The 22,203-nt window shown below is 50.9% G+C and carries 19 protein-coding genes and 1 tRNA gene; 10 read left to right on the forward strand and 10 right to left on the reverse strand.

Annotation, left to right across the window (positions count from 1 at the left end; all coding sequences use genetic code 11):
• Nucleotides 1-142: 142 nt before the first annotated feature.
• The 5 genes from H70357_RS01080 (at nucleotide 143) to H70357_RS35600 (ending at nucleotide 4,506) form a co-directional block, all read left to right on the forward strand.
• The gene (locus H70357_RS01080; RefSeq protein ID WP_038584758.1) at nucleotides 143-592 is read left to right on the forward strand and encodes a LytTR family DNA-binding domain-containing protein; all 450 of its coding nucleotides are present in this window, start codon (nucleotides 143-145) and stop codon (nucleotides 590-592) included.
• Entirely contained in the window at nucleotides 585-995 is a 411-nt protein-coding gene (locus tag H70357_RS01085) for a hypothetical protein (RefSeq protein WP_038584761.1), read from the forward strand. The genes H70357_RS01080 and H70357_RS01085 overlap by 8 nt, the downstream gene beginning before the upstream one ends.
• Before the next feature lie 187 nt (nucleotides 996-1,182).
• Nucleotides 1,183-1,374, forward strand: coding sequence for a hypothetical protein (locus H70357_RS01090; RefSeq protein WP_038584764.1), 192 nt, complete (start codon nucleotides 1,183-1,185; stop codon nucleotides 1,372-1,374).
• 205 nt (nucleotides 1,375-1,579) lie between these two features.
• Nucleotides 1,580-4,366 (forward strand): glycoside hydrolase family 3 C-terminal domain-containing protein, encoded by a 2,787-nt coding sequence (locus H70357_RS01095; protein ID WP_038584767.1) that lies wholly within the window; start codon nucleotides 1,580-1,582, stop codon nucleotides 4,364-4,366.
• Nucleotides 4,366-4,506, forward strand: coding sequence for a hypothetical protein (locus tag H70357_RS35600; RefSeq protein ID WP_156130792.1), 141 nt, complete (start codon nucleotides 4,366-4,368; stop codon nucleotides 4,504-4,506). The genes H70357_RS01095 and H70357_RS35600 overlap by 1 nt, the downstream gene beginning before the upstream one ends.
• A gap of 89 nt (nucleotides 4,507-4,595) precedes the next feature.
• Here H70357_RS35600 and H70357_RS01100 read toward each other — a convergent pair whose 3' ends face one another.
• From H70357_RS01100 to H70357_RS01115, 4 genes are all read right to left on the reverse strand, one after another.
• Nucleotides 4,596-7,277, reverse strand: a complete 2,682-nt coding sequence (locus tag H70357_RS01100) for an ABC transporter permease (protein WP_038584770.1) — start codon at nucleotides 7,275-7,277, stop codon at nucleotides 4,596-4,598.
• Complete coding sequence (locus tag H70357_RS01105; RefSeq protein WP_038584773.1) at nucleotides 7,274-7,957, reverse strand: ABC transporter ATP-binding protein; 684 nt, start codon at nucleotides 7,955-7,957, stop codon at nucleotides 7,274-7,276. Before H70357_RS01105 ends, H70357_RS01100 begins: the two co-directional genes overlap by 4 nt.
• A 66-nt stretch (nucleotides 7,958-8,023) precedes the next feature.
• Nucleotides 8,024-9,214: a sensor histidine kinase gene (locus H70357_RS01110; RefSeq protein WP_052091741.1), complete on the reverse strand. Its 1,191-nt coding sequence runs from the start codon at nucleotides 9,212-9,214 to the stop codon at nucleotides 8,024-8,026.
• Nucleotides 9,207-9,890 (reverse strand): response regulator transcription factor, encoded by a 684-nt coding sequence (locus H70357_RS01115; RefSeq protein ID WP_038584775.1) that lies wholly within the window; start codon nucleotides 9,888-9,890, stop codon nucleotides 9,207-9,209. Before H70357_RS01115 ends, H70357_RS01110 begins: the two co-directional genes overlap by 8 nt.
• A gap of 166 nt (nucleotides 9,891-10,056) precedes the next feature.
• Between H70357_RS01115 and H70357_RS34035 the strand changes: the two genes are divergently transcribed.
• A complete protein-coding gene (locus H70357_RS34035; protein WP_081965642.1) occupies nucleotides 10,057-10,659 on the forward strand; it encodes a lysozyme inhibitor LprI family protein in 603 nt (200 codons plus the stop codon).
• A 130-nt stretch (nucleotides 10,660-10,789) separates the two neighbouring features.
• Here H70357_RS34035 and H70357_RS01125 read toward each other — a convergent pair whose 3' ends face one another.
• A complete protein-coding gene (locus H70357_RS01125; RefSeq protein ID WP_038584778.1) occupies nucleotides 10,790-11,215 on the reverse strand; it encodes an LSm family protein in 426 nt (141 codons plus the stop codon).
• Nucleotides 11,216-11,404: 189 nt separating this feature from the next.
• On the opposite strand from H70357_RS01125, the gene H70357_RS01130 reads away from it, so the two are divergent.
• Entirely contained in the window at nucleotides 11,405-15,145 is a 3,741-nt protein-coding gene (locus tag H70357_RS01130; RefSeq protein ID WP_038584781.1) for an alpha-L-arabinofuranosidase C-terminal domain-containing protein, read from the forward strand.
• Nucleotides 15,146-15,386: 241 nt separating this feature from the next.
• On the opposite strand, the gene H70357_RS01135 is transcribed toward H70357_RS01130, so the two are convergent.
• Nucleotides 15,387-15,794, reverse strand: coding sequence for a DUF6855 family protein (locus H70357_RS01135; protein WP_038584784.1), 408 nt, complete (start codon nucleotides 15,792-15,794; stop codon nucleotides 15,387-15,389).
• 130 nt (nucleotides 15,795-15,924) lie between these two features.
• Here H70357_RS01135 and H70357_RS01140 point away from each other — a divergent pair, with 130 nt between their 5' ends.
• Nucleotides 15,925-16,842, forward strand: a complete 918-nt coding sequence (locus tag H70357_RS01140) for an AraC family transcriptional regulator (protein ID WP_038584787.1) — start codon at nucleotides 15,925-15,927, stop codon at nucleotides 16,840-16,842.
• 195 nt (nucleotides 16,843-17,037) lie between these two features.
• Here H70357_RS01140 and H70357_RS36845 read toward each other — a convergent pair whose 3' ends face one another.
• From H70357_RS36845 to H70357_RS01160, 4 genes are all read right to left on the reverse strand, one after another.
• Nucleotides 17,038-18,837 carry a helix-turn-helix transcriptional regulator gene (locus H70357_RS36845; RefSeq protein WP_052091743.1) on the reverse strand — a complete coding sequence of 600 codons (1,800 nt, stop codon included), beginning with the start codon at nucleotides 18,835-18,837 and terminating at the stop codon, nucleotides 17,038-17,040.
• Nucleotides 18,838-18,960: 123 nt separating this feature from the next.
• Complete coding sequence (locus H70357_RS01150; RefSeq protein WP_038584790.1) at nucleotides 18,961-19,950, reverse strand: NHL repeat-containing protein; 990 nt, start codon at nucleotides 19,948-19,950, stop codon at nucleotides 18,961-18,963.
• A 4-nt stretch (nucleotides 19,951-19,954) separates the two neighbouring features.
• The gene (locus tag H70357_RS01155; RefSeq protein WP_038584793.1) at nucleotides 19,955-20,392 is read right to left on the reverse strand and encodes a DUF3788 domain-containing protein; all 438 of its coding nucleotides are present in this window, start codon (nucleotides 20,390-20,392) and stop codon (nucleotides 19,955-19,957) included.
• Nucleotides 20,389-21,402: a DUF4037 domain-containing protein gene (locus tag H70357_RS01160; RefSeq protein ID WP_038584796.1), complete on the reverse strand. Its 1,014-nt coding sequence runs from the start codon at nucleotides 21,400-21,402 to the stop codon at nucleotides 20,389-20,391. The genes H70357_RS01155 and H70357_RS01160 overlap by 4 nt, the downstream gene beginning before the upstream one ends.
• Nucleotides 21,403-21,602: 200 nt before the next feature.
• Here H70357_RS01160 and H70357_RS01165 point away from each other — a divergent pair.
• Both H70357_RS01165 and H70357_RS01170 read left to right on the forward strand, forming a co-directional pair.
• Nucleotides 21,603-21,686: transfer RNA gene (locus tag H70357_RS01165), tRNA-Leu, on the forward strand.
• A 129-nt stretch (nucleotides 21,687-21,815) separates the two neighbouring features.
• Entirely contained in the window at nucleotides 21,816-22,169 is a 354-nt protein-coding gene (locus tag H70357_RS01170) for a hypothetical protein (RefSeq protein WP_038584799.1), read from the forward strand.
• Nucleotides 22,170-22,203: the final 34 nt, after the last annotated feature.

The following is a 22,203-nucleotide window of genomic DNA, read 5'->3' on the forward strand; positions in this document are numbered from 1 at the left end:
ACATAAGGGTGTCCCTTCGTGTCAGTGCATATGCGCCGCAGCGCGCCGTGCAACAAAGCCGCAGGATTTTGCAAGAAAACGCAATACTATAGTTTTAGCAAGGTTTTGCTTATAAGATTAGTTGTGAAAGGAGGATGCAGCATTGAACGTTATATTTGAAGCCGATTCAGCATTAGACCGGGGTGTCGCCAAAGTAAGTACCCATCCTGCGGAAAAGGAACATTGGGGGAATATTAAAGAGGCTATTCATACCGCAGAGAAAAAGCTTGTAGTGATCAACGCGAAAAATGACCGCCATGTTCAAATCGGGTGGAGTACGGTTGCTGTAATTGAAGCGGAAGACCGTATGTGCAGCGTACGTGTAATTACCGGAGAAAGGTATTTGCTCAATAAACGGTTGAAGGTTGTCGACGAAAGTCTGGATTCAGCCCTTTTTATGAAAATCAATAATCAAACCATCATCAATACGGGCTATATTAAAGAGTTTTCATCCACTGGCAACGCAAGGATTCAAGTGGTGCTCACGGATCATTCCAGTTACTTTGTCAGCCGCTATTACATTAAACAATTCAGGGGGAGATATCATGATTAGCCAGTTCAAGCATTCTTTTTTTCAAGTATTTACGGTGACATCCTTATGGGTAACGTTACTGTTAACGGTGTTTTATAGGGAACAACCGATCAGTATGGTATACCTGTGGCATGTTGCGGGGATTGCTGCAATATCGGCCGTATTATTTGGAATTATGTACGATGCCCTATGGAATCATTTCACCTTAAAGCCGTTCTGGAATATTCTGATTTCCTCCATTATTACAATAGCCGGCGGAATGCTGATTGTCTGGTTATTTTCACAAGATATGTTTCACGTTATTCTGCCCTGGTGGCCCGGAATGCTGTTATTGTCGGTTGTAATGCACACCATCGCTTTTTATTTCTACGCTAGAATAGACAGCCGAAAAAGAGTGGAAGAGCTGAACAAGATACTGAAGTAGGCTGCAGCGGGGCGGGGGGCTGAAAGTGTTATTCCCAAGCAATCAGTTACTCCTGGCTCTGCAATCTGGCCAAAATGTATGCGCATTCCTACTTATGCTATAATAGCATCTAATAGTAGATTAGATTGATGGTTTAGGCTGCGTGGGTTTGCCGATTTGTGAAAATTAGGTCAGGGGTGTTGCAGGGATGAGAGGATATAACATTTGGCGTCCGTTGATGCTGATATTGGTTGCGCTGCTTACGAGAAGTGTGGTTACGAACCTGTGCCTTCTGTTTGGCATGGGCAATGATTCAGCGACCAGCGTCGGCATGATCGGCGCGATTATAGCTGCGTTTGTGATGTATAACCGGATGACGAAACAACGGCGTAAAAAATAAAAATCAGGCCGCCGGGGACCGCGTCCCTTCGTGCTTTTCCTAAACACCCGCTCCTGGAGCGGGTGTTTAGGAATGTCTGGGTGGATGAACAAGCCGAATATTCACAATATTAACAGATGAAACTTTGCTTTTATAGAAGCTGAGCTTGTATATTAATATTAAGTTGTTGAAATAAGTATAGAGATGATAATAGGGAGAGAATACATTGAGCACACAAAGTTTTGGAGTTCCATTAGAAGGGTTTGCTGAATTCAGCAGAGTCGTCGCCGCAGAAGGTGCAGTGCTGTTAAAGAATGAAGGACAAGTTCTTCCGCTTCAGGCAAGTGACAACGTTGCCATTTTCGGCAGAACCCAGGTGAATTATTATCGCAGCGGAACCGGTTCGGGCGGCAGTGTCCATGTTTCGCATACAACCAATCTGCTGGATGGTCTTCGGAGTAAACAGAACATTTCCATTAACCAGCCATTGGCAGCTGTATATGAAACGTGGATCGAGAGCAACCCGTTTGATAATGGCGGCGGGGGCTGGGCTGCAGAGCCGTGGCACCAGAAGGAGATGCCTTTAACCGATGAACTGGTGTCAGAGGCAAGAGCCAAATCCAATAAAGCAATCGTAGTGATCGGACGTACGGCCGGAGAAGACCAGGATAATGCCGACGAACCGGGAAGCTACCAGTTAAATGATGAAGAAAAAGCGATGTTGAAGCAGGTGACGGCCTATTTTGAGCAAACCGTCGTTGTGCTGAATGTCTCCAATATTATCGATATGAGCTGGTTGAACGATGAAGGTTATGCGCACCCCATCCCTTGTGTGATTTATGCTTGGCAGGGCGGTATGGAGGGCGGCAATGCGATTGCCGACGTGCTGGCCGGAGAAGTGACACCAAGCGGTAAATTAACCGATACGATTGCTTATTCCATCGAGGATTATCCCTCGACCCGTAATTACGGCAATGAACTCAAGAACTTCTATCAGGAAGATATTTATGTGGGCTATCGTTATTTTGAGACGTTTTGCCCGGAGCGGGTTCAATTTGAATTTGGATACGGTCTATCGTATACCCGGTTTGAAGTGAAGCCGGAAGAAGCCAAAGTGATCACCAAAGATGGAGAAGCCTACATTGCTATTGAAGTAAACGTATCTAATACGGGAACTGCCTTTGCGGGAAAAGAGGTCGTTCAGGTCTATTATGAAGCGCCGCAAGGCAAGCTGGGCCAGCCGGCCAAAGCTTTGACTGCCTTCGTGAAGACCCAACTTCTCCAGCCGGGTGAATCGCAGCGTCTGACTGTAAGCTTCCCTGTTCATTCGATGGCCTCTTACGATGACGCCGGAGTGACCGGTCATGCTTCTGCTTATGTGCTGGAAGCCGGGACATACCGCCTTTACGTGGGAACCAGTGTTAAAGCGCTGGCTGAGGTTGGCGTGGAAGGACAGAGCGGTTACAGCGTGGAAGCTCTTCAGGTTGTGGAGCAGCTGCAAGAGGCGCTGGCGCCGACGGAGAGCTTTACAAGAATACACCCGGGAGCCCGCAAAGCAGATGGCTCTTATGAACTAACCTATGTAGAGGTGCCGAAACAAAAGGTTTCTATGGCCGATCGCATTCAGAGCAATCTCCCTGAAACCTTAGCGCAAACCGGCAATCAAGGATATAAATTAAGAGATGTCCATGAAGGCAAAGTCAGCATGGAGGCTTTCATCGCCCAGCTTAGCGACCAGGATCTGGCGGCGATTGTCAGAGGCGAAGGCATGAGCAGTCCGCTCGTTACACCGGGTACGGCTTCGGCTTTCGGTGGGGTAAGTGATCAGCTGTTCAGTTATGGAATTCCGGTTGGCTGTACCGCAGACGGCCCGTCGGGCATTCGCATGGACAGCGGGCAGAAGGCGACACAGGTTGCCATTGGAACCTTGCTGGCTGCAACCTGGAATGCTGAATTGGTGGAAGAGCTATATGTCATGGAAGGCCGGGAGCTGTTAAGCAACAGTGTAGATGCGTTGCTGGGACCGGGTCTGAATATCCGCCGCAGTCCATTGAACGGGCGCAATTTTGAGTATTTTTCAGAAGATCCGCTGATTTCAGGGATTTTTGCTGCAGCCTGCACCCGCGGGATTATGAAGGGCGGCTCCAACGCCACACTGAAGCATTTCGCCTGCAACAATCAGGAGAAGTACCGCAGTAAGGTGGATGCGATTGTGTCCGAACGGGCGCTCCGCGAGATTTATCTGAAAGGTTTTGAAATCGCGGTAAAACAGGGTGGAGCCAATTCGATTATGACCTCCTATAATCCGGTGAACGGGCATTGGGCGGCATCCAACTATGATTTGAATACTACGGTTCTTCGCGGAGAATGGGGCTTCAAGGGCATCGTGATGACTGACTGGTGGGCGATCATGAACGATGTCGTGGATGGAGGTCCTGCTGACCGGAGGAACACAAACTGGATGGTCCGTGCACAAAATGACTTGTATATGGTTGTCAGCAACTATGGTGCGGAAACCAATGTCTGGGGAGACAACACGATTGAATCCCTGGACAATGGCACCCTGACCCGTGGAGAGCTGCAGCGCAGCGCTATCAATATTTGTGAGTTCCTGATGCAGGCACCTGTATTCTCCAGAGAACAAGTGATTGCAGAAACGGTTGATGCCTTCAAGGCGAATCCGGCTCTTGCCGCTGGGCAAGCACAAACCGTAGCTGACAATGCAGTGGTCCAAACAGCTGCAGCCGGATCGACCTTCATAAAAGTTGATCAAGCGGGTGTATACCGGATCTTTGCAAGCGTCATGTCTCCGGATACAGAGCTGGCTCAGAGTGCAGCCAATATGACTCTAAACGATCAAGTGGTGACGACTATTCAAACCAATGGTACGGACGGCAGATGGATCACGCTGAAGCTCGTGAAGATTGAGCTGGAAGCAGGCCTCTATGAAATGAAGTTTGATTTCGTCAAACCAGGCATGCAGATTAACGCGATTGAATTCAAACAAGTGTAATGAAAACGGCCTTGGAGTTTGGCGACACCTGGAAACGGATCGATTATGCTACATCTGTCGGTGACTGGATCGCCTATTCCATTGACAAAGATATCTACGTTGTGAAGAAGGATAGCACCGGGCTCAAGAAGCTAAACTAGAAGCACCTCTGAAATAAGGATGGAAAAAGGTAATAAAAAGACACCTCCAGGGGTGTCTTTTGTTCTTTAAGGTAGTATATATTGTGCGATTACAAGTTCTCATCCTTGATGGCATCAATCACATTCTCCTGCCGTATCTTTGCGCCGGTGATTTGGTAGGCCAGTCCTACACTGCCTGCGGCAAGGATAAAACAGCCTGCTAATTGAAGCCAAGGGATCCCGGCCAGAAAGTCCTTCCACGTAGCGGCAATTGCGTAATGCAGCATAATACTGCAGACGCCGGCCAATATCGGTATAGACAGCAGGGAGGGCAACAATCCAAAGTATAGTCCTTCCAGCCGCAGCATACGTTTCATCCCCCGGGGAGACAAGCCCATACTGCGAAGGATCGCGAACTCGCGTCTTCGGGCTGAAAGGTTGCCGGATACGGTGGAAAAAGCACCTGTGATGCCTATGCAGCCGAGCAGGATGGCAAAGCCGCCGACCAGCAGCTCGATGGAGCGGAGGGCCTTCCGGTTGCTTTCCTCCCGGCTTAGCAGCGTGGTAATGCTCCAATCCTCGGGCGGCAGGTACTGGTTCAGGATCTCACCGGCCTGCTGCCGGGCCACAGCCAGCTGTTCCCGGGGAATGTCCATCTTATAGGTAATACTCTGGTAATCCAGCGACCGCTCCATGCTGAGTTTCTGAACAATACCTTCATACGTGTCCATCGGCACGATCACCACCAGATCCAAGGGATAGTGATATTCGTCGAGCGCGGGATATTGGCCGGTCACCGCACCAACTGCAAGCTTATACTCTCCACCCGTATGCGGCTGGTCAGAGAAATGATCTTCTTCAATAGTGATTGAATCACCGGCGGCAAGCTGAAGATACTCCGTTTCCGGGATGTTGTACTTTTCGATAAAAGAGGGAATATTGCCGCTGGTCCGGTTAACTATGATAGCCTTGGACTCACCCTGATCAGCAAATAGAGCTGCGTCTACCCCAATCTGGGCGCAGTAAGCGGCAAAAGAGGCACTGTCTAGTCCTTTCAGCTCCAGAAAAATTCGCGGCTGCCCCTCCTCTTGCAGCAGATCGGTAGGGAAGCTGCTGCCGGAATCACCGAGATAGTAGCTGTCCTGAAATCCACCGGCAGCGGCAAAGGCCGGATGGATTCGCTGCTTATCCCATTTAAAGGAGTGTTCAGCCTTCCGGTACACCACCTGCTGCTGAACACCGGACAAGCCGGACAGCTGCTTCATCATAGCCGGATCGGGCTGCTCCACGGTGGTCATAGACAGTTCGAAAGTGTATTGTTTCTGGGCCAGTGCCAGCTTCTGGTCGGCTATCCAGATGACCGCGAAGCTTTGAAAGCCTACGAGTAGCGTAATGAACAGCGTGAGCGAGATTATCGTCGTGCGATAGGCTTTTTTGTTGGCTGCAAAGGCGCTGAACGCAAGCCCGCCCTCAGGGCTTAGTCTGTTATGTATCCAGCGGTATTCGCGTGTCTTCCCCGCCTTCCTTGTAGCCGGGACATTTCGGATGGCTTCTATCGGCAGCAGTTTGGCCAGTTTCCGGGCAGGCGTCCATGCGGACAATAATACGGTGGCAAAGCTTGCTGCCCCTGCTATGCCTACGATGGGCCAAGAGAATGCAATGCGTAAATGGTTGTTCGCAGAATCGGCTAACAGGGCGTCGATCGCTTTGATAATAACGGCCATTCCGGCGTAACCAAGCAGCAGTCCCAGGGGGATGGCGATGCAGGCCAGTCCCAAGGCTTCATATAATACAATGCGGCGAATTTGCTTCGGTGTTGCGCCAACGCTTTTGAGAATACCCAGTTGCCTGATTTGGCTTGCTGTTGTAACTGTAAAGGCATTGTAGATCAATATGGTGAAGAGGAGCATCACCAGCCCCATCGTTAGAAGGGCAGAGAGTACATACCCGGAGGTTAGGGCAATTCCGCCATGGACACCAGGCCCCTTGAGCCCGTACAAGGCGAGAAGCGGTGTATTGTAAGTAATGGCGTAGCTTCCGGAAGCATTCGGCTTCTGGCCAATGTTCCCGGCCAGCTGCGGAGCCGTTTCATAAGCATCAGAGATGTTACGTAGCCGCACGGAGACGTTAAACAGCTCTTTCGGTGAAGCCGTCTGCATATCCGCGAAGCCATAGGCAGAGTAGCAGGGATAAGAAGATACGGAGGATTCATTGATCGTTCCCGTAATGATGAAGGCTTGTTCACCAGCAGGCTGAAAGGTTTCACCTTGGAGCCGTGGGGCATAGTCCGCCACCGGCCTTCCATCCAGCATACGTTGCCCTATGGGAAGCTGAAGGCTGTCTCCTATTTGGTATTGGGGATTCTCGGCAAAAAATAATTTGGATACGATGATCTCGCCCTTATTCTTTGGGATCCTGCCTTCCAGTAGTCTTCCTGTACGCGGGCTGTTCTCCCAAGCGGCATCGCTCAGCTGTACCAGATTCAGATAAGGCCGCTTTGTGCCCTCCAGCTGTAGCGACTGGTGCTGCGATTCCAGATAGACCTCATCCACCTGCGGATGGAGCTGAATATATTTCAGCTGTTCTGCCGGAACCGGTTGTTCTAAACGGGCATGCCAATTACCGCGGTCCTTGACGGTCGTATCCACCTCGTTAAGCCACTGGGAATAAAGTAGAAAACCAGAGGCGCAGAGTAAGGTGGCAGCGATCAGAATGGCCGTGAAGATGAACATTGTGCTGCGCTTGTTCGCCTTGAGATGGGAGCGGACGTAGTCTCCGATGATAGTATTCATTGCCGGATCACCTCGTCGGAAACAATGCGGCCGTCTTCCAGGGTGATAATCCGGTCCGCTTCCAGCGCAATCTTCTCGTTATGGGTAATGAGCAGAACGGTCTGATTGAATTGCCGATGGGACAATTTCAGCAGCCCGACCGTTTCCTCTGTATTTTTCCTGTCGAGATTTCCGGTCGGTTCGTCCGCCAGTAGGAGAGCAGGTCTGTAAATCAAGGAACGGGCGATAGCCACGCGCTGCTGCTGCCCGCCGGATAGCTGGCCCGGCAGGTGGTCGAGCCGCGATTCCAATCCCAGGCTGCGGATAATGTCCTGTAGCCGCTGTTCATCCGGCACCCTTCCATCCAGGAGCATTGGCAGTACAATATTTTTCCGGACACTTAAGGCAGGGATAAGATTATAGAACTGGTAGATCAGCCCGACCTTCCTTCTGCGGAATACCGCTAATTCTTCTTCGTTCAGCTGTGCAATGTTCCGGTCCTCAATCATGATCGTACCGCTGGTCGGGCGGTCTACGCCGCCCAGCAGATGCAGCAGAGTGGACTTGCCGGAACCGGAAGCGCCGATAATGGCGACGAATTCGCCTTTTTGTACCGACAGCTGAACGGAGTCAAGGGCGGTAACGAGCGAATGTTCCGAACCGTAGGCTTTCGTCAAGTTCTCACAACGTAATATTTCCATGGGTGGAGCCTCCTTTGTACGGTCCACTCTACCAGCCCACGGTGACATTCCGGTGACGGTGGAAGATTAATGGGCATACCACTTGATGACAAAACGGGCCCCGCCCTCCGGCCGGTTCTCCGCATGGATGCTGCCGTTCTGCCGCTGAATGATGGAATGGGCCAGCGCAAGACCGATACCAACGCTGTCCTTGCGGGCATTGCTCCCTTTGTAAAAGCGTTTGAATATATGCGGAAGTTCTTCCGCAGGAAATCCCGCCCCGGAATCCTCCACTATAATTTGCGTGTACACGGGGTTCAGCGCGTAAGATACAGTGATGTTGCCGCCAGTAGGGGTATGCTCCGAACAGTTCATCAGAACATTGAGCAGTGCTTCCGAGCTCCAATGGTAATCTCCGCGGTAGCTGATGGCGGGGCTGGATTGAAGGGTCAAGGTTTGCCTTCTGCCGGAGAGGATATTCTCCAGAGGTTCAGCGGCGCTGGCCAGCATCGTGTACACATCCACCGGAAGCTGCTGCAGTTCCAGCGTTCCCGCATCCAGCCTGGACAACGTCAGCAAGGACGATACCAGACGCTCCAGACGGGTTAGCTGGCTTTGGATTTTCTCCACATATAAGGCGTCTGCGCTGTTCTGCCTGCTGTCAGCCAGTAATTCAGCCATCAAAGAGACAGAAGTCAGCGGTGTCTTGATCTGATGGGCAATGTCGGACAGATTGTCGGCGAGCGATTGCCTTTCCAGCACGGCTGTCTCACGGGTATGCCGCAGCTCTACAACAGTCTTATATAATTCGTCTTCCAGGAAAGAGTATTCATCCTCACCAGTCCGGGGCAGAATATGGTGCTGTCCCTGATTAATGGAATAGAGATAGGCTGTCAGTCCGGCGATTCTTTCCTTTCTTTTGATTTGTAATCGATACTGAACTGCTGCAAACAGCAGAAACAGGAGCATCCACAGGCCCACACTTCCCGCGATGATCAGCAGGCGGTTCTTGTTATTAAAAGTGTGGAGGGTATACCCATAGCGGTGCAGAAGTTCGGTGCCGGTCTGCAAATCGGCGGCATTCTCGTCATGCAGTCCTTGTAGCAGGGCCTGTTCCAGCTCCGAGTGGCGGCTGTAGGATGTCCCGGTGAGCCGCGCCGTTTGGGTATATTCAGCCTGCGAGACGAGCCGGGATATGCCAATCCCCATAACCAGTCCGGCAAACAAGGCAGCGGCGAAGGCCAGAAGGAGAAGCCGGCTGTACCTGCGTCTATTCATCATCTGGCTCCAGGCGGTAGCCGATGCCGCGAATCGTCTTGATGCTGGAGGAAGGGCCTAATTTCTCCCGCAGCCGCTTTATCATCACGGTCAAAGTGTTATCGTTGACAAAATCCCCGTCCGCATCCCATAATTTCTCAAGCAGCACTCTGCGGGTCAGCGTCTGATTCTTGTTCTGCAGCAGCAGCAGCAGCAGGCGGTATTCACCGGCGGTCACCGGCACCTCTGTTCCGCTGCAGAATACCTGCGTTTTGACCGGATCGAGCAGAAGTGCTCCGCAGGTGAGGCGGGCTGACGCAGGGGCGGCGATTCCTGTCCGGCGCAGTACGGCCTGGATGCGGGAAAGTACCACACTAAGCTGAAACGGCTTAACGATATAATCATCAGCCCCCATATCCAGACCCTGCACGATATCATGCTCGTCATCCCGCACAGTCAGGAAGATTACCGGAATATCGGACATCTGTTTGACATAAGAGCAGAAATCATAGCCGTTGCCGTCAGGAAGATTCCAGTCCAGCAGGATCAGATCATGGGGGCTGGCGGTCAGCATATTTTTGGCGGTACTGACCCGATCGGCATGTTGAATACCAAAACCCTTTTGCAGCAGGAACACTTTAAGTCCAAAGGCAATAGTCGCGTCATCTTCAACGATCAGAATTTGTTGTTGTCTCATGTTTCTAGTATATCCATTTTAGTTTTTGGAAGGAAAGTATATCTTTAACTATACCTGCGATGATTACAATGCTGCCAATGCAGGTAATATATACAAATAAGCCTCTGCTAAAAGGTAAGCCAAACCACACGATATATACTATAAACCGATGATAGGGTGAGGAAGAATGAGAAAAACAATGATATTGACTCTATTGACCTGCAGTTTAGTATTTGCCGGTTGCAGTAATAATGCAGACAGCAAGGTAAATTCGGCAGAGCCGGATCAGACTGCTCAGCAAACAGTAACAGCAACGGCGCCGGCACCGGCAACAACACCAGAAGCAACCCCGGTAACAACCCCGGAAGCCACACCGGAGGAAACGTCGCCGGAAGCGTCGCCTGCAACCGGGCAGGAGCCTGCCGCCGGATCGATGAAGCAGGACTACTTGAAGAAGCTGGATAAGATTGAAGAGGGGCTTACGGATTTGCAGGCTTTATCTGATGAAGGGACAACGGCGGCGATGATCGAGGCTGCGGACAAGGAGTACGGACGGTGGGATGCGGCTCTAAATGAGATTTACCAGGTGCTCAAGCAGCAGCTCCCGAAAGATGAAATGGCCAAATTAAAAGAAAAGCAATTAAAATGGATCACAGAAAGAGATGAAACGGCGGCGAAGGCAGCGGCAGAATTTGAAGGCGGAACGATGGAGCCGCTGGAATATGCAGCGACCCAGTCAGGGGTCACGAAGGAAAGATGCTATGAGCTGGTTGAGCTGTATATGAAGTGAACAGGATACATCGCAAAAAAGACACCCCCGGGGTGTCTTTTTAATATTGTATGAAAATATATGAAGAAACGGATGTCGTTCTTTGTTAAAGAAGGCAAAGCTGGTTCTTCTTTATTCAGCCCCTAAGCTGCTAAACCCCACCGCCGCCCCCCATTAATCCCTTAAGCCCACTCATAAACGGTCTGATTGTCTTAATCATGCCGTAGCCCATCTTCATCACCGGCATAGCTTTCTGAATCATTCCGAAGAAGCGGAGTCCGCCGCCCATCAGTCCGCCCAGTCCGCCTAGCCCCCCGCCCAGTCCGGCAGCGCCGGCACCCGAGCCTCCGAGCAAGGATCCGAGCATCGGCAGAAATGCTGAGGTTGTGGCCTTTTGCGAACGGGAGGTGGAAGTTCTACGTGGTTTATGGCTACTGCGCTGTTTGGAGAGAATCAGCGCCCCCTGATCGAGTCCGGTTATCCATCCTACATAGGTACGCCCGTCATGCAGCGTAATGCAGACCTTTCGGCCTTTCAATCGTTTTGCCTGCTTGCGCACTCTTGCTGAATTGCCCATTTGCAGATCACCTCATTGTTCTATTTACTCCTATAGTACACAGAGGATTGGATACGGCTTGTGCTAGTTCCACGAGTATGGCAAAAAAAGTTGAGAAATAACCGCCTAATGAGGTAGTATAGCTATATGGTATTTATTTTTATAAATTGATTCATATTTATATTAAATAAAAGGTTAGGAGAGACCCTAATGACTAATTTCCGCGATCAAATCATTGCACATTACAAATTCGAGGATGCAGACCATATCGCTAAAGACAGCTCTGGACAAGGGCGGAACGGAGAGGCCTTCGGCAAGGTAGCACCGGTAATCTCCGAGGTGAGCGGCAGAGTGGCTGCAACATTTGCGGGTGGCGATGCAGGAACCTCGTATGTCCGGCTTCCGGCGGACTTGCTTCAAGATGTAAGCGACAACACGGGGATAACCGTTGCTGCATGGGTGAACTTTGCCAAGGGTGCTAACGTATGGGAGCGGATCTTTGACTTTGGCAAAGGGGAGAAAGGGCCTTATCTGTTCCTGACACGTAATTTGCGCGGTACTCTGTCTGCCCACGGCGATCTGGCCGTTGATCCGGGCAGAGGATTTGCCGGGGGCGAGTGGATGCACATTGCCATGTCTGTAACGGGTACGCAAGGCGGCACTTTAAGCAGTGCGGGTCCGGTGGTGTATGTGAACGGTGAAGCCGTGGCCGACGGCTCGATCAGCCAGACCTCCAGCGGCAACTATGCCCAGCTGCGCAGATGGTTCGCGACCTTTACGGATTCGGACAACTACAGCAGCAATTTTATCGGCCGTTCGCAGTTTGCTGCGGATGCAGACTTTGCCGGCTCGCTCTCGGATATGCGGATTTATAAAGCGGGTTTGTCGATGGACGAGGTCATTGAGGTGATGTGCGATTCTTTGAGTGATGAAGAGATCGTAAGGCTGGCCAGAGACAAGTATCTTGCCTTCCCCACGACCATAATCACTAAGGACTTGTCACTGCCGGCTTCGCTGATGGGCGGAAAAGTTGAAGTGAGCTGGAAATCTAGCCAGCCTGCGGCGCTTCTGGATAATGGACAGGTTCAGGAAATAAGCTCTGCTCAAGCGGCAACCCTTACCGCAGTTCTGACCCGGGGGCCTGTCTCTATGGAAAAAAGCTTCGACGTCTCAGTGCTGCCGCAGGATCTGCCTCCATATACACTGACCATCCATGGGAATAAGGAAATCCTCGATGTCAGCGAGGTGATGTACGGCTTGTTCTATGAAGACATTAACAACGCAGCGGACGGTGGAATTTATGCTGAGCTGGTGCAGAACCGCTCGTTCGAATCTTTTGCTTTTGATACCTATTCCCATACTTCCGGGGAATGCGGCTGCTCCACCGGCCGGAACCGCGAGCCCTTATTCGCGTGGTCCGGAGATACCGGTAAGATGCTCCCGCAGCACAGCGGCGGACTAAATGAACATTTTGGCGTAAAGGACCCGGAAGTAAATGCTTATTATGTGACGGTGGCGGATGGCGCCGTGATTCAGAACAAAGGGTTTGCTGATTCCAACGGAAATTGTGCCATGTCCATACTAACGGGCGCGAAGTACGATTTCACAATCTGGGCGAAGGCAGAGTCAGCCGGTACAATTACGCTGCAGCTTCAGGGGGCGGACGGGTCAGCGATCAGTGATTCCGTAATCGTGAAAGTGGAGGGCGGAAACACCTGGAAGAAGTATGGAGTGGATGCCAAGCTTGTGCTGACGGGTTCGGCCACGGCTCTTGGCCAGCTGGCGCTTGCTTTTGCGGGTGAAATTTCGATCGACATGGTGTCCCTGGTTCCGCAGGATGTATGGGGGGCAGGCGAGGAAAAGCACTCCCGGTCGGCTCACGCCAACTATACGGGCAACCCGAACTACCGGCTGAGAAAAGATCTGGTGAACGCGCTTGTCGGTATGCATCCGAAATTCCTGCGTTTCCCCGGCGGCTGCATCTCTGAAGGCTCCTTTATTTGGGAGAATGTGTATGACTGGAAGGATTCCATCGGAGCGGTTGAGCTGCGCAAAGAAAATTACAACGTATGGGGCTACATGATGACTATGGGCCTCGGCTATATGGAATATTTCCAGCTGGCAGAAGACCTTAATGCAACTCCGCTTCCGGTGATGGCTTGCGGCGTGCTGTGCCAGGCGCGTTCAGACTACGCCCATCCGGCCGGAGGCGAATTACGGGATTATTACATCAAGAACTTTACCGACCTGATCGACTTCGCCATCAGCATGGACTTCGAGAATAACGAATGGGCGGCCATGCGCAGCAAGATGGGCCATAAAGCTCCGTTTGATCTGCGCTATCTGGGCGTAGGCAACGAGAACTGGGGTACAGAGTTCTTCGCCAACTTTGAAGTGTTCAAGACATCAATAGATGCCTATATGGAGCAGAACTATCCGGGGCATGAGCTGCATATTATCTCCACGGTTGGCGCGCAAGCGGACGATGATGCGTATCAACAGGGCTGGAAGTTCCTGAGCGGCAATCTCAGCGGATCGGCTGAGGTGGCTTTTGCCGACGGGCATAAAGTAATTGAAGAAACGGTAACCTGGTACGGGCAGCAGAGCAATTACATGGACACGATTGCCGATGAGCATTACTACCGTTCCAATGACTATCTGCTTGCGAATGCCGACCGGTATAATTACTACTATAGAGCGTATAACGCTGACGGCAGCATCGACTGGAAGGAAACCTCCAAGGTATTTGTCGGGGAATATGCTTCTACGGACAAAAACACACTGGCCGGCGCAGTAGCAGAGGCAGCGGTTATGACCGGATTCGAAAACAATGCGGATGTCGTTCTGCTCGCCGCCTATGCACCGCTGTTCAACAAGGTGCTGACGGACGGGACCTACCGCTGGACACCGGACTGCATCTGGTTCGACGATGAGACAGTCTGGTACACCCCGAACTATTATGTGCAGCAGCTGTATGCCAAATATTTGGGCAATAAAGTACTGGCAACCTCCTTCTCCACGTATAGAAACGGCAAACCGGCAGCACTCCTTCCTCATGGCGGAATTGAAGTGGCGGCAGGCAATGCTGATATTCTGGTGAAGCGCGTGACCGTAACGTCGAATAAGGATGGCTGTGTGCTGCTTAATCAGGACTTTACACAGGCGCTGGATCCGGCTTGGCAGACCATCCCAGGCTCCGCAGGGTATACCGTTCAGGCGGATAAAGGGCTTGTACTTAAAGCCCAGGCCAGCGGGCTGAACGGCCTTTACATCCTGAATGACAGCTGGACCGATTACAAGGTGGAGGTTGTTGCTTCGCGAATCGCGGGGGAGGACGGTTTCTACGTGGGCGCAGGGCTGACTGACATTTCACCGGAGAACAAGGACGTCCTCGAATATGCTATCAGCTATGGCGGCAACGCTACCGGTGTGAAGGTATACAAGCAAGGCGTGGAAGCCTATACCTTGGGCGACTACTCTTCCAGCACGGCGGCAGGCAATCTTAGAGCAGCCAGCTATGAAGAGATTTCCGACAACACGGAATACACGATTACAGTGAATTACGGTGGTGAAACCGGAGAGAGCCTGATCTGTTCGTATACGGACGGCAGAGCAGCCAGCAAGGTGCTGGACTACAAGCTGGAGGCCTACAACAGAGAGATCTTCAACTCGGTTACAAAAGATGCGAAGCATGTGTATGTAAAGCTTGTGAATGCCGATGATGTAGACAAAATAACGCAGCTGCAGCTTGAAGATTTGAAGGTCGGGGCAGCCGCGAAGCTGATCACCTTGACTGGCGAAGCCCAGCTTGTACATGTGCCTAATGTAAACCAGAAAAACAATGAGCAAATCGTGCCTGACGAGCGGGAGATTACACTGAACAGCAGCAATATTGTTCTTAATCTGCCTGCTAACTCGGTGAGTGTGCTGGTGCTGAATCTTAAGGCATAAAGAAGCGTCTGCTCTGTACTATGCAGGCTTTAGCAGCAGCAGGTGCAAAATAATATGCAGTACTGCACAGAAGACACCCTTAGGGGTGTCTTCTGCTATATCTCATGCCAGTATCAAATGCAAACATCACAGCCCAAGAATAGCTGATTAATGAATAATGTGTTCATACGGAATGCAGCGTGCTGTTTAGTCGGATCGTGTTGAAGGGCTTGATTCGGGTAAAAGGTAGGGATTCCATCCCTTACAGTGCCTTCATACGGTTGTTCCTTGGCTGATGCTCGACTTCTGCAAGTCCTAATGCCTCCATTAAGGGAGGGATATACATACCGAATCTGCCGCGCAGACCCTTTTTCAAGCCGTACCAGCCGCCGACCGGGTTGTCAGGAGAACGCCCCCAGGCTTCGACCGTGCCTGCTTTTGCCGGCTTCTGCTCATCAGCGCTGCCCAGCTCCATCCACTCCCCATGCTCCTTAAGCATGGCGTACAAGTCATTGATGCAGCGATAGTCGTAATGCAGCACGGTTTTACCTACCGTGCAGACGATAATGGGTTTGCCGTCTTTTTCATCTTTATACATTTCATATTCAGAGGTTAGCGGAGGCGTCTTTAATTTCCAAGGATTTTCTTTTGTCCCTGCATCTGTTGGCATATCGTTTCTCCTTTGCGCTGCAATATTAGCTTCCGTGTATTATAAAGAATACAAATACTGATTGCAATTCAGGTCAAATATACAAGCGCTGCCTTTGCTAAGATCATCAATGAGAGGAAGGGAACCTTCAATGGTGGAATGGAATGAAATGGTTCAGCTCATGATTGATTGGATTGATGCTGATCTTACAGCAGCGCCAACACTGCTGAGAATGTCGGAACAGCTTGGGTATTCCCCTTATTACTGCACCAAGCAGTTTCACGCGCTGACCGGGACGACACTCAGGGATTATATCTGGATGCGCAGAATCAGCCGTGCCGCCCTGGAGCTGCGCGACACGGATACGCGAATTCTGGATATTGCCGTAAAGTTCGGGTTTTCGTCGCAGGAGGCATTCTCCCGGGCTTTTTCGAAGGCTTTTAACACGACCCCGTCTGCCCACCGGAAAGCACCCTGTCCCATTCCACTGACCATTCGTGCCGAAGTGTTCACTCCTTATCATTATCTGATCAAGGAGCGGGATAAAATGAGAGAAGTGCATTTGCAGGAAGCGGAGATTAAGCTCGAAGTCATACCGGCCCATAAATTCATCGGGATCTGGGACCTTGCTTCCCATAACTACGCCGGGTTCTGGGAGAACGGGCATGATTGCGATGAAATCTCCGGAACGCTGGAGAGCATGTCTCATCATACGTTAGCTGGACAACTGGGCCAGACGGCCGGATGGTTCTATAAGAACGGCCAAAAAGGTTACTTGTACGGAATCCCTGTTTCATCGGATTACAACGGGAAGATCCCTGAGGGGATGGAGTGCAGGGATATTCCGGAATCGGAGTATCTGGTCTTTTTTCACCCGCCATTTGATTACCTGAAGGATAATGGTCAAGTGATGCGGACTGTTGAGCAAGTGGCCTGGAACTACGATCCCAAGGTCATGGGTTATGCCTGGGATGAAGAAACGAAGCAGGACTATCAGCGCCATTTCCCCGAGGGCTATGGCTATGCGGTGCTGCGGCCAGTGAGAAAGTTAACTGGAAACGAGGAGTAAGCAGCGGGCTGATCTCGAAGAGAATTTTCCCCGATAGGTGCATAGTGCAAAGAAACAGTCTACAGTGCAGGCTTTCGCCAGGATTTGCCCACGTGATCCCTCCAAATAAGCTGAACAAAAGAACCTGTCACCCAGTTCAAGGGCCACAGGTTCTTTTATCATTTGTTCCTATACTTCAATTTATGAAGAAAGTCTTTAAGCCTCTGCATGGCGCTGGCTGTTCTCCAGTATCTCTTTAGCCAGCCCATCTCCACGGTGTTCGAGCATGCTTACGGTTTGCAGTAGCTCCGCCTGCCGGCTTCGGTGCTCATTCGTCCAGAACGGGCGGGGGGAAACGCCCGGCTCTATAGAAGCTGGATCGGTCATTCCCTTGTAAAAACCTTCAAGTAAGGCGTCGATCTGTTCATACACCCCGGCCATCTCAGCCAGCGCGCCGGCTTCGGCAGGATGCTGCAACAGCGGCAGCGATGCTTTTAAGTAAGCTGCGGCGCTTCTACGGGCATCGGTTAGTGCCATCATGCAAAAGTAGTTTACGCTGAACCTGCGTTCAAAATCAGAGGTTTCTGCATCTTGGTACCACCGGTTGCTGAGCAGACCTTCGCACCAGGTATCCAAAGCCTTATAGCCGAGCTGGTAACCTCTATTGTCATCCGCCCTCATGGAGTCCAGCTTGACCCTGAGTGAAGCATAGAAGTTGTCCAGAGCTGACGGTACATGAGCCTGGCTGTCAAAGCGCATTAGCATATAAGGCCAATGGTCCACATATAAATAGCCCTTGCTGACCTTCATATCGCTCTGAAACTCTGGATCGTCGTGCAGACTCTCGAAGGTTTCGCCGTCAAAATAGCTGCGGCACAGCAGGGTATCCCCATTGTCCAAGTACCCTGTAATTACGCCCCACTCGGGGGCAACCCTGAGGTTGATCGCTATCGGCAGCTGATGCTTTCGAATGCTGTCCATTAGTTTTTGCTTCTCCTGTTTGCGCTCTTCCGGTGTAAGCCGGTTCGCCCGGCTGGCTGTAAGACCATAGGCTTTATGGGCAGCAGCTGAATAATCATAGGCTACGAGCGCATCGGCTGAGCTATAATCCCACATAGGTGTAAAAGAAATTCTCCAGCATGCCCCGGACACCCCCATTACCTGCTCATAGGTAGTCTCAATCCCCCTTGTGCTCAAAGACAGATAGAAGGCTCCTGCCCATGAGCAGTCCATTCCTTGGCCGAAGCCAAGTCGGCCTACATTCTCAACAATATAATGCTGCCGGGACGGTTGGATGGCGAAGAGGCGGGTCCGGTCCGGGCTGTAGTGAATCTGCTCACCTTCGGCACAGCTTACCGCATGAATACCCTCGGCATTCAAGTAGAGGAGCAGCAGATAATCGTTGCCATCATTGTCGATAAGGCTTGGGAAAAGCTCGTGGCTGACCGTGAAATGCTCCCACTGAAAGAACTCATAATGCTGCATCTTCTTCAAAACATTCCGGTGGATCAGCTCATTTCCATAGGAGGCGTACACAAATTCCAGTCCGCTTTTGCCGGAGGTATACCCTTTGGAATGGACATCAATCGTCAGAAGCTGTTCTTTCAGCGCATAGGCTGAATAGATTCCCGCAGGCGTCTCATATCTGACAATCAGCACCTTGGAGCGGTCGCCGGACAGACAGCCGGGGAAGATATGATCGCTGACGGTGAAGGACAGTTTGTTGCCGGCCACGAACTGGTTCACAAAGTGGGTGACATCATGGGAATCCCGGCCATCTGTGTATACGGCGGAAAGTACGACTAATTCCTGGGGCAGCAAAATACCGTCAATGGGGTGGCCTAGTACACTGGACAGCAAAGGCAGGGTGGCGGTTTCGGGCAGGGACTTCCCCGTTTCCCATTTGGAGACGGCTTGAGCCGTGACATTGAGCTGTTCGGCCAATTGTTCTTGGGACAGCTGTTTTTCTTTACGGAGCATGGCGATGCGTTTGCCGACTTTTTCGCTACTGATCATAGTTACCTCTCCCGAAATTGAATTCGACGTCGTAATTTCATTATAATCCCGGACTATGGAATAACCATGGATTCAAGGAGGGGAGAGGGGCGGCGTTTTCCAACCGGCAGTTGAGCCGGACAGTCATGGGCATTTTTCCAGAACAATCAGCTCCCCGTCCCATTCAGGAACAAACAGCTGACCGTCATAATAATCGAGGCTGCATATTCTCGGCAGCTGAAGGCTGAAGGGATCTGGAGTATCCAGAACATGCTCCGCTGGAGAAACGATGTGCGGGGTTCCGGCAATGGTGGTGATGATCCCGGAGCGATGGTCAACCCTGCGGACGACATGATTTTGCGTGTCTCCGATATACAGATTGGAGGCTTCGTCGAGAGATAATGACCATGGCCCGTCAAAATGTTCTCCGCTGCTTGAACCGAAGGTAGCCTGGATCGCAGATCCCCCATCTCCGGTGTAACCGCCGCGGCCCGTTCCCGCAATCACCGTGACTTCTTCATTAACGGGATCAATCTTGCGCACACAGTAGTTTTTGCTGTCCAGCACATACAGGTTTCCATCCGCTCCCCGTCTTAAATCATAAATCCAGTTAAACTGCACCTGTGTAAAAGATACTGTGCCCGCCTGAAATCCTGGTTCACCCGTTCCTAGCGTAGTCATTAAATTACCTTTCAGATCAAATTTATGGACCCGGCATCCGGTCACTTCATTGATCCACAAGAAGCCGGCAGAATCATACTCACAATTCCCAATATCCTTAAATCCACAAGCCGCTCCGTCTATCAGCAACCGGGCTTCTCCGGCAGCAGGGTTAATTGCGAATACTTTGTTATTCCCGCTGCTGGCGACGATAACGGTCTCCTTATCCGGAAAGGTAATATAAGTAGGGTTGAGGATATCCGCATAGATATGCCTCACATGCTCTCTGACGATCTGATTACCGGCCGTCCAGTTCAGAGTGTCCGTATCCGTCGCGATTTCCCCAACCCAGTGCGTATCATGGTCTAGAATATAGCGGGTACCCTGTGGATTATGAAAGCCAAAGTGGCAGTAGCCGTCGATAAGCTTCAGTTCTTTCCCGAATTGCAGCCGCTCTTTAATTCTCCAGTTCATCCAATCACCCCCGCTTCTTGGGTTTTTTCTTGATCAGGATCATTTGCACAATATCTTTAAGTTCATCTATAGAATGCACTTTAATCCATAGCCATCGTCCATCGTGGAATTGAGCAGCAGCTTCATACACCGACTTAAAATATGCCCCGAACTCTTCCATCTTGCCCGTATACGCTTCGATCTCCTTTTTCCCGAGTACAAGCAGAACGGTAAAGCCCTCTTTTTCCGGAAACATAGCAAATAAGGTCTTCCCGCTCTTGCGGTATCTCACATTCCAGCCATAATTTTTTCCGCCAAAATTGAGTTCTGGCTGGTGATCGTAATTTTGTTCGGCAAAGCGGCTGAGTTCGATCCATGCTTGCTTGGCCTCTGCGCCAATAAACGTATAGATCTGTTCTTCCGTAGGAACAACTTCTTTATCACATAATCGCTGGCTATTCACTCTGACTCCTCCTTAATTTGTTCTACTAAGGCCGCAAACCACGAGTCTAGTTCCTCCGGTTGAATGGATAGAAGTTTGTGCTTATCTACAATGATTTGGTCTTTGGTGACGGAGGTAAAGCGGACAAAAGGTTCTCGCGACAACATGGATAAACCCATGCGATCCGTCCATTCCTTGATGGGGAGACTGTCTTTAGGCAGCAGAAATTTCAGCAGATCATAGAAGGTTTTGTGCATTACATTCAAGTTGTAGCCCGGACATTCCTTGCTGATGATATAAGAATCGACTTCCCGCCAAAGATGCTCGATTATGGCCTGTCTTACAATCAGACTCTCCTTGGAGAGGTCCCCGGTGCTCATCATCTCCTTGAGTCTTGTTTCCCAGCAGGCCGGAGTCCATGGCAGCGTTCTGCTCATGTGGACCAGCCATTTCTCATGCGGCACATATTCACGGTTGGCAATAAATAAGGCCTCCAGCAAGCGGGTCGCTGCCATATTGAGCATGGAGTGGCCCTGCACGGGATCACCTCTGTGAATCCAGATATCCCCGGCCAGCCGAAAATACCACCAGCAATTGAATAACAAGCCTTCGGCATGCAGCGGCTCTGGTGTATGCGCCAGCTTTTCTGACATCATTTTGGCGATTTGCCCCGTGGGATCGTACAGGACTTTTGCATAGGATAAATCCCACAGCGCCACGCTCTCCCATGACCGCTGCAGCTCTTCTTCCAGATCTGAGATCTTGATGTCATACAGATAGCTGCCGATCCTGGTAATACCTAGGGGGATAGGGGATTGTCCGCTGTTCCACAGCTCATACGGGGAGGACTCCAAGTAGAAAACCAAATCGATCTCCGATAACTCGTCGGCATACCCGCGGGATAATCCGCCGTTCAAGGTGATGCCCTGGACGCCGTCCAGAGATTCAAAATCCTTCATTCTGCTATCCAGTTCCGCGAGGAATAAATGAAGCTTGTTGGTGCTTGTTGCCGTTACATAAGGCCTGCTCATACAAAATCACCTCGTTATTGATCTGTGACCAAATGGGAAATCGTTAGTAATAATATATAGCTATGAAAACGGTCTACCTATGATATTAGTCTTAAACGCCAGGCCTTACATTGGAGAATTTAAATGCTAAATAAAAATTAACTTGCCCTATTGTTAAAATCATGATATATTAATTCCTGCACTGCAATAAACAATACTTTGCGGTCATGGCGGAATTGGCAGACGCGCTGGCTTCAGGTGCCAGTGGTAGCAATATCGTGGAGGTTCGAGTCCTCTTGACCGCATACCAAGAAAGAAAGCTTCTGAATTGTCCCTACGGACAGCTCAGGAGCTTTTTTTCATTGGGTTCAGCTGCTCAAATGAGCTTCAGCTTAGTAGGACAACAGGGTTGAGCTTGGACTGGACGAGGCCTGATGCTTACGGAACGCGGACGGAGACATGCCGCTAAGCTTATTGAATACGCGGTTGAACTGGGAGAAGCTGTTGAATCCGCACAGCTGTCCTTCATTTTTGGACAGGAAGGAAAATTCACTTCAGGAGAGCTTCAGACTGTAGAAGAGGACTGCTATCTCTGGAGCGGCGGCGACCTTCGTTATACCTGTAGTGAGGACTGGATTGAACTAACGGGGGGCGAGTCGGGCCATCTGGCGACTTCGGTACGCGAGGCGAAACTGCAGAACAACTGCAAGGCGGTGCTGGTTAACATTATGACCCCGTTCGATAAGACGTTCACTCTGACTCTCTCTCCTTCTATGATAAGAGGATAACAGCTGCAACAATCGGCAGCTTCCTTGACTTCTG

The organism is Paenibacillus sp. FSL H7-0357 (genome assembly GCF_000758525.1).
Classification (GTDB): Bacteria; Bacillota; Bacilli; order Paenibacillales; family Paenibacillaceae; genus Paenibacillus_AQ.